Annotated in this window: 2 protein-coding genes and 1 pseudogene; 1 reads left to right on the top strand and 2 read right to left on the bottom strand. The window is 76.9% G+C overall.

The genetic code is table 11. From position 1 onward, the window contains the following. Positions 1-17 precede the first annotated feature (17 nt). Positions 18-1,685, top strand: a pseudogene (locus tag GTR00_RS15055) (putative PEP-binding protein); the annotation flags it as partial. 15 nt (positions 1,686-1,700) lie between these two features. Here the strand turns inward: GTR00_RS15055 and GTR00_RS15050 are convergent. Both GTR00_RS15050 and GTR00_RS15045 read right to left on the bottom strand, forming a co-directional pair. Beyond that, positions 1,701-3,308, bottom strand: coding sequence for an AbgT family transporter (locus GTR00_RS15050; protein ID WP_205705886.1), 1,608 nt, complete (start codon positions 3,306-3,308; stop codon positions 1,701-1,703). Beyond that, positions 3,305-4,607: M20 family metallopeptidase (locus GTR00_RS15045; RefSeq protein ID WP_166612415.1), on the bottom strand; the 1,303-nt coding region annotated here is incomplete at its 5' end. The genes GTR00_RS15050 and GTR00_RS15045, both read right to left, overlap by 4 nt.

Below are 4,607 nucleotides of genomic sequence, written 5' to 3'. Positions count from 1 at the left end.
CGCCCGCCGTGCCCGCCGTGCTGACCGGCGTGGGCGTCGGCACCTCCGCCGCCGTCGGCACCGTCGTGCTCGTCGCCCCCGCCGCCCGGCCCCCGGCCCACGAGCCGGCGGCCGGCGACCCGACGGCCGCGACCGCCGCCGTGCGCGAGGCGTTCGCGGCCGTGGCCGCCACGCTGCGCGAGCGCGCCGCGGCCGCCGGCGGCACCACCGCCGACGTGCTGCGGGCCACCGCCCTGATGGCCGAGGACCCCGGCCTGCTCGGCGACGCCGAGCGGCGCGTCGGCGCCGGCACCGGCCCGGCCACCGCCGTCGACGCGGCCGTGGAGGGCTTCTGCGAGGTCCTGGCCGCCTCCGGCCCCTACCTCGCCGAGCGCGTCACCGACCTGCGCGACGTGCGCGACCGCGTCGTCGCGCACCTGCTGGGCCTGCCGCAGCCGGGCGTGCCGGACCTGCACGGCCCCTCGGTGGTGGTGGCCGCCGACCTCGCGCCGGCGGACACCGCGACCCTGGACCTGTCCCGGGTCGTCGGCATCGTCACCGAGCTGGGCGGCCCCACCAGCCACACCGCCATCATCGCCGCGCAGCTGGACGTGCCCTGCGTGGTGCGCGTGGCCGGCGCGCTGTCGCTGCCGGCGGGGGAGCAGGTGGTGCTCGACGCCCGCGCGGGCACCGTCACCCCCGCCCCCTCCGCCGCGCTCGTCGAGGCCGTCGAGGCGCGCCGCGCGGCCCGCGCCGCGCTGGCCGCGGCCCCCGGCGGGCCCGGGCGCACCGCCGACGGGCTGGCCGTGCAGCTGCTGGCCAACGTCGGCGCCGTCGAGGACGCCGAGCGCGCCGCCGCCGGCGAGGGGGCCGCCGCCGTGGAGGGGGTGGGCCTGTTCCGCACCGAGGTCCTCTTCCTGGAGCGCACCTCCGAGCCCACCGAGGCCGAGCAGGCCGACGCCTACGCCCGCGTGCTGGCCGCCTTCGCCGGCCGCAAGGTCGTCGTGCGCACCCTGGACGCCGGCGCCGACAAGCCGCTGGCCTTCGTGGAGGTCGAGCCGGAGGAGAACCCCGCCCTGGGCGTGCGGGGCCTGCGCACCGCCCGCCGCCACCCGCACCTGCTGACCACCCAGCTGCGCGCCCTGGCCGCGGCCGCCGAGCGCACCGGCACCGACCCGTGGGTGATGGCCCCCATGGTCGCCACGCCCGCCGAGGCCGCCGGCTTCGCCGCGCAGGCGCGCGCGGCCGGGCTGCGCACCGTCGGCGCGATGGTGGAGGTGCCCGCCGCGGCGCTGCGCGCGCCGGCGCTGCTGGCCGCCGGGCTGGACTTCGTCAGCATCGGCACCAACGACCTGACCCAGTACGCCATGGCCGCCGACCGCCTCGCCGGCGAGCTCGCCGAGCTGCTGGACCCCTGGCAGCCGGCGGTGCTGCAGCTGGTCGGCCTGACCGGCGAGGCCGGCGCGGCCGCCGCCCGGCCCGTCGGGGTGTGCGGCGAGGCCGCCCGCGACCCGCTGCTGGCGCTGGTGCTCGTCGGCCTGGGCGTGAGCAGCCTGTCGATGGCCCCGGCCGCCGTGCCCGCGGTGCGCTTCGCGCTCTCGCGCACCAGCGCGGCCACCTGCCGCGCGATGGCCGCCGCGGCGCTGGCCGCGGACTCCCCGCAGGCCGCGCGCGCCGCGGCGGCGGAGCTGGCCGACGCGGAGGTCCGCGCGCGGGGCCGGCTACAGGCGCGAGTACTGCCCCGGGCCCAGCGGCAGGTCCAGGACGAACCACAGCGTCAGCAGCGCCACCCACGCCACCCAGAAGCACACCGTGAACGGCAGGAACCGCGAGATGAGCGTGCCCAGCCCCGCCTGCGGCTCGTAGCGGCGCAGCATCGCCAGCACCACCACGATGTAGGGGTTCAGCGGGGTGAGGATCTGCGTGGCGGAGTCCCCGGCGCGGAAGGCGGCCTGCGTGAACGCCGGCTCGTAGCCGAGCAGCGCGAACAGCGGCACGAACACCGCCCCCATGATCGTCCACATCGACGAACCCGACGTGATGAACAGGTTCAGCACGGTGGCCAGCAGCACGAACCCGACGATCGCCTCGAACCCGGTGAGGTCCAGCGACTCCAGACCGCCGGCGCCGGCCACGGCCATCCACGTGCCCACCCTCGTCCAGGTGAACAGCGCCACGAACTGCCCCAGCACGAACGCCAGCACGATGAACGGCGCCATGTCCTTGACGGCCTCGCCCATCGCGGCGGGCACCTGGTCCAGCCGGCGCAGCGAACCGGTGCGCCGGCCGAAGACCAGCGCCGGCACCGTGAGCATGCACACCACGAGGAAGACGGTGGAGTCCAGCAGCGGCGACTCGGGCAGGTAGCCGCCGTCCTCGTTGCGCATCGGGGACCCGGGCACGACCGCGAGCACGACGAGCGCGGCCGCGGTGAGCAGGGCCGCCACCCCGGCCAGCCCCAGGGCGCGGCGGTCGGCGCGCGAGACCGCCAGGTCGTGCACGTCCTCCACCGCGCCGGGGCCCTCGGCGTCCGGGTGCTGCTCCCTGGGCACCCCCGTGCGCGTCAGCATCGGCTCCAGCACCCGGGTGATGAGCAGGCCGCACACCACGGTCAGCAGCAGGGAGCTGGCGATGTTGTAGTACCAGTTCGACACCGGGGTCACCGGCGTCCCGGCGTCCGGCAGGGTCTGCGCCACCGAGGAGGTGATGCCCGCGAAGAGGGCGTCCAGGCTCGTGACGGCGATGGAGGTGGAGTACCCGGCGCCGGCGGCGGCGAACGCCCCGAGCAGGCCCGCGACGGGGTGCCTGCCCACCGCCTTGAACACCATGGCCGCCAGCGGCGGGATGACGATCATCACCGAGTCGGCCATGACGCTGCCCACCACGCCGATGAACGCCACCGCGTACGGCAGGGCCCAGCGGGGCGCGCCGGCGAACGCGACCTTCACCAGCGTCGCCATCAGCCCGCTGCGCTGGGCCAGACCCACCGCCAGCAGGATCACCACCACCGTGCCCAGCGGCGGGAACGAGACGAAGTTGTCCACGAGGTTCGTGGTGAACCACTGCACGCCCTCACCGGTGAAGAACCCGCGCACCGGGTCGCTCTGCCCGGAGCCGGGGACCTCCACGGTCACGCCCGCCAGCGCCATGGCGGTGCTCACCACGGCCAGCACGGTGAACAGCCCCAGGAACAGCACGAACGGCTCGGGGATCCTGTTGCCGACCCGCTCGATGCCGCCGAGCAGCCGGTCGGTGCGGGTGGTGCTCACCTCCAGCCGGTCGCCGGTGCCCGTACCGGTGCCGGTGCCCGTGCCGGTGCGGCGGTTCACGAGAGGAACCCCTCGACGTCCAGGACCCCGCCGTCGCGCTCGAACTCCGCGCGCACGGCGGCGAGCAGCCCCGGGTCGGCGAGGACGTCCAGCGCGGTCAGCGCCAGCCCGACCGCGCCGTCCAGCACGCCGGCGTCACCGGAGGGCGAACCGGCCGCCTCGGCGAAACCGCTGGTGTGCAGGGACGTCCCCGCTCCGGCGATGGCGACCATCGGGTGGATCGAGGGCACGCGCACGCTGACGTTGCCCAGGTCGGTGGAGCCGGCGAGGTTCTCCGGCACGACCCCCGGCGGCAGCGCGGTGCGCCCGCGGCGGCGCTGGTGCGCCGTCCAGCGCGCCGCCAGCTCCAGGTTCGCCCGGATCGGCAGGTACGCCGGCTGGCGGTCCCACTCCAGCTCGTACCCGCACCCGGTCATCGCGGCCGCGGCCACGAGCACCGCCTCCACGCGGGCGCACAGGTCCGCCAGCGTGGCCGGTTCCGCCGAGCGCACGTAGTACTCCGCGCTGGCCCGTTCCGGCACGACGTTGGGGCGTTGACCGCCCTCCAGCACCACGCCGTGGACGCGGTCGGCGGGGGAGATGTGCTGGCGCATCATCGCGATGCCCTGGTACCCGGCGACCACGGCGTCCAGCGCGTTGCGGCCCATGAACGGCTGCGCGGAGGCGTGCGCGGCCACCCCCCGGTACGTCGCGCGCACCTGGCGCCGGCCCAGGAACGGCTGCACCGCCACGTCGTAGGTGAAGGGGTGCAGCATCACCACGGCGTCCACGCCCTCGAAGGCGCCGTCGCGGGCCATCGTCTCCTTGCCGCCGCCGCCCTCCTCCGCGGGCGTGCCCAGCAGCACCGCGGTGCCGCCCACGGCGCCCGAGCGCAGCGCGGAGACCAGCCCGAGGAACGCGCCGACGGCGGAGGCGCAGATGACGTTGTGCCCGCAGCCGTGCCCGATGCCGGGCAGGGCGTCGTACTCGGCCAGCACCGCCACCGTGGGCCCCTCCCCGGCGCTCACGCTCGCGCGCAGCGCGGTGTCCAGGCCGTGCACGCCCACCTGCGCCCGCACGCCGTGGGCGGCGAGCAGGTCGGCGACCGCGCGCACCGAGGCGTGCTCGGCGAAGGCCTCCTCGGGGTGCGCGTGCAACCGGTGGCTCAGCGCCAGCAGCTCTCCGCGCAACCCCTCCACGGCCGCCTCGGCGGCGTCGAGGACCTCCGGCGGCGCCCCGGCGCAGCCGCTGGACAGCGGGGTGGCGCTCGCCGCCGCCCGCTCCACACCGGTGAGCAGGGAGCGCAGGTAGGTGTCGTCG

Source organism: Kineococcus indalonis, assembly GCF_009906395.1.
Lineage (GTDB): Bacteria > Actinomycetota > Actinomycetes > Actinomycetales > Kineococcaceae > Kineococcus > Kineococcus indalonis.
Note: the sequence above shows the minus strand (reverse complement) of the source record. Positions and strands in the feature narration are given on the sequence as shown.